Genomic DNA, 3,751 nt, shown 5'->3' on the forward strand with positions numbered 1-3,751 from the left:
GCAAGGTCCAGGCCGACGATGCTAACTTCCTTCATGGATGCTCTCTCCTCTGAGTGACGTTGTTGCAAACATCACTTTGGCACATCACGATGCCGTCGGGAGGGGGCATCCACTCCATCAGTTCTCAGTGGCAATCAACAGCGTGGTGGCAGCGAGCTTCACTGCCTGGCACTGAGGGCCGAACGCCGGCAATGGTCGAGCTGCTGATAAAGACTTTATTGGTGAACTGGGTTGTGCCGAGCACATCCCAGGCGACGAGAGCGGGTCCGATGATATTGACGATCCGCTTCGGGGAGCCACCTTTGATAACGTTTCGCCTCGATATGACGGCTGCTCGATTACATTTTGGCTTCGGGGTAATGTCCCTTGATTTCCGTATTGAAGAAACGGCCAAGGGATTCCGCCGTCATCAGGCGCTCGTTCATGTACGGGGGCACGTTGTAATATTGATACACGCCTCCGTGACGGAATTGGACCTCGAGTGTTTCGAAATCGGGATCGTAGCCCACTTCGGCCAAATTCCCGGACGTCACCGATTGCCGTTCCACTTATTTCTCCTCCTCATCTTCGACGACAGAAGCCGCCGGCGCCCACCTCGGATCTTGCGCTCGCCATGATGCCACGAGGTCGCCGTAGCTTTCCTCGCCCCGCGGTTGCTTCCAGCTATCGGCCACGAGCGGATCCTCACTGTCAGGTCTGCGATCCTTGGGCGGCAGCGTCACTCGGCACCGAACTGGCAATCGTGCGGCTTCACCCGTGATGATTGCCTCTCCCGTTCGAAGGACAGACAGGCTGTCGGCGATCCCGCTAAGATTGTCCGGGAGCGCCGCCTGTACTCTGCTGCGGTCGGTTGAATTGGTAAGCCTGAGAGCGACGAAGGTGCCGCACTGCGAAAGTATGGTGTCGTCTATCTCCGAGGGCCGCTGACTTACAATCATCGCGCCGATCCCAAATTTTCGCCCCTCTTTGGCAATGCGCTGCACCATCTCGCGTGCGGGGTTGTTCGTCTCGCGGCCCAGATAGCGATGTGCCTCCTCCATTACGATGAGTTGTGGGCGCTTACGGCCCCCTTCCGTGCGGTATCGCCCCCAGAAAAGTGCCTCGTAAATAATTGAAAGGATCGCACCGATGAGCTCAAGGAGAACAGAGCTGGGAATGCCCGACAAGTCGAGCACGGTGATAGCCTTCTCGTGTCCGATCCAGCTTTCCAGAAGCTCGGGAAGATCGTTTTCGGTGTGTCCATTTAGTCCCGGTTCCCATTGTCCCGGCTTAAGAAGAAATTCGAATTGCCTATCCAGCAGGCGTGAACGCATGCGGTCGAGCTGCTTCCGAATTCCGAGAACGCCGATGTTGTTGAGGTAGGGCGCGGTGTTGGTGGTCGTGTGCGGTTGATATATGGGAAGCCGAAGCGATGCGGCATCGCCGGGAGTGACCAGCGCCGGCTGCGTCTTTGCCTGATCAAGCCAAGTCTTCATTTCGGGATCCATTAATTCATGCCAAAGCTGGCGGAGGCTATACGGGATTGGGCTGTCGACCGTCATCGAGTTGAGATCCACGCCGGCGAGGCCATCCGCTTGTGCGATTGCGCTTTTCGCAGCGAAGATTTTGTCGAGGATTGCGGTGGTCGAGCGATCGTCCATTTTTCCGCAAAGGAAGTTGATCATGTCTCCTGGGCGCAAAGCCCAGAAGGGGATGACGAGCGGCTTTTCGCCCTCTGCGGGCGCTATGCGAAAGATCTCGGCATTATCTCCAAGAGCTCGCGCATACTCACCGTGAATATCAAGCAAGAGGATACGTGCGCTGGGAAAGCCAGCACCGCCTGGCATCGAAATTGACCGCAAGAGGCTTGCCACGGTGGTGGATTTTCCGGACCCCGTCGACCCGAGCACTGCGCTGTGTCGCGTCACCAGCTTGTCGAGGTCTAGGCGGACAGGAATGCTCTCAGCATTGGCTAACCGGCCGACAACGATCTGCCCCGCAAACTCGGCGCCATAGATTTTGGAAAGATCATCCTCGGTGACGAGGTGAACCTCGTCATTCACGTTAGGGTACTGGCTGATGCCGCGTTCAAACGATGCCTCTACGATCTCGCCGACCAGTTGCACGGTCAGCCAGCGCTCACCCCGATCATGCGCATCGGCGAAAGCCGCGGGGGTCGCACTCGCGCCGATCTCGGAGATGATCGCGTAGAGATCGTGATATCCCTGAGGGATGCGTACGAAACTACCCACCTGGCCGACCCGATAGCTGCGTCCGCCGATGATCGCGATGCCGGAGGCAACGCCTTCGAATTGACGAACGCTGACCGTGGCTCCCGCGACCGAGCCAACGTGACCAAGGAGCGTAGAGACACTCATGCTGCTGGCGGCACGGCTACAGGAGGCAGCATCGTGATAGGCGTTGAGAAAGCCTGTATCGATTTCGAAGCCGCGAAAAAGCGGGCAAATGGCTCAATGCCGCCGAGAGTGAAATTGCCATCAGTGCCTAGGTAGGTTGAGCGTATCGGTCCCCAGTCCTTGCTCGGCAGATCCGGCGGGGCTTTCCACGGGCCTCGCATTCCATTCACTTTCGCTTGGTCTCGCGCGTAGACGCTAAAATTCGGCAATCGCCGCGCGAGGTCACATGCCGAGTGCTCTTCGTCGAGATTCTTATATTGAAATGCGAAGACGCTTGCAGACGGATTGGCAGCCAATGCCTCATCCAACCGCGCAGCAATATGCGCGTCGGCGAACGAAAAGCCGATCGAGATCAGAAGCGTGTCCGGCGTCAGCAAAAAAGCGCGAAGCCGATCAAGCAGTGCGGCATACGGCGCCTTCTGCGTCTGGTCGTACTTCAGATGTTCAGGGAAAACGAGATGGCTAGCGGAACTTTGCCCGGTTCGAATGACCTCGCCCTTGTCGCTTGCTCTCCAGCCCAGGGACCCATGCAGTTTCCACAACCGAGTCCAGCGCGCCGGTAAGTCGCTGCGTGACACCGAAACAGGATCGAAGAACGGCTCGCGGCCCCCGGTGAAACCATCGAAATACGGCGCTCGAACGGACTCGAACGCTTCCTCGAACAGGAGGTCGTAGTTCGTCGTAAAGATTTCGATCGGATAGTCTCTGCTCGTCCCTGTTATCCAGTTCACCAGATTGGCATAGGCCGATCCGGGCATAGGCAGACGCACATCGACGATCTTACCGATCTCGGCACAGATGGCTTCGCCAAAGGTCGCGAACCCGGGCCCATCAAGGTTGTGAACCTTGGCCGTGCCAATGACTTTGCTCAACGACCTAATGCGCGACAAAATCGTTTCGATATCATGCTGCAAGAGCTCAGCCTTGAGGCCGTCAATCTGCGCCTTGTAGGTTGGCTCGAGAATGCCGAGCACCTTGTCGGTCAGTCCTGCCACTGCAGGGATGAGCGGGTACGAGCCGTCGTCTTTGGCCATCCCGGCAGAAGCTCCTGCGCCAACGAGCAAGCCGATGCGCTTGCGTCCCTGAGCTATAATCGTACGGAGCGCGGCCATATACTGGTCGGGGTTGTGCACGCTAACTGACAAATTATTCCCCGATCCAATGATGGCGAAATTCTTTCGCTCAGTTCACTATATCCTGACGGGCCGTGGGTCATCCCTTTATAGTTATTGACCTGAGACCCATCTTTGCTCCAGCTCAGTGGAGAGTCCGGGGTTTCATTTCTGGCCTCATGCGGCCTGTTTTTCCAGTGCCATTTTCATGGCGAATTCGCTCGGCGTGATGTTGCCCAGTGC

The 3,751-nt window shown here is 57.3% G+C and carries 3 protein-coding genes; all 3 read right to left on the bottom strand.

The window, feature by feature from the left end:
• Nucleotides 1–338 precede the first annotated feature (338 nt).
• Genes CKW40_RS41995 through CKW40_RS42005 form a run of 3 tightly spaced genes read right to left on the bottom strand, consistent with a single transcriptional unit; the run spans nt 339 to nt 3,430 of the window.
• Nucleotides 339–548: a KTSC domain-containing protein gene (locus CKW40_RS41995; protein WP_095205348.1), complete on the bottom strand. Its 210-nt coding sequence runs from the start codon at nt 546–548 to the stop codon at nt 339–341.
• Entirely contained in the window at nt 549–2,357 is a 1,809-nt protein-coding gene (locus CKW40_RS42000) for an ATP-binding protein (protein ID WP_095205349.1), read from the bottom strand. It abuts the gene before it with no gap.
• Nucleotides 2,354–3,430 (bottom strand): SIR2 family NAD-dependent protein deacylase, encoded by a 1,077-nt coding sequence (locus CKW40_RS42005; protein WP_198421197.1) that lies wholly within the window; start codon nt 3,428–3,430, stop codon nt 2,354–2,356. Before CKW40_RS42005 ends, CKW40_RS42000 begins: the two co-directional genes overlap by 4 nt.
• Between the last annotated feature and the right edge of the window lie 321 nt (nt 3,431–3,751).

The sequence above is a fragment of the Mesorhizobium carmichaelinearum genome (assembly GCF_900199455.1).
In the GTDB taxonomy this organism is placed as follows: Bacteria; Pseudomonadota; Alphaproteobacteria; order Rhizobiales; family Rhizobiaceae; genus Mesorhizobium; species Mesorhizobium carmichaelinearum.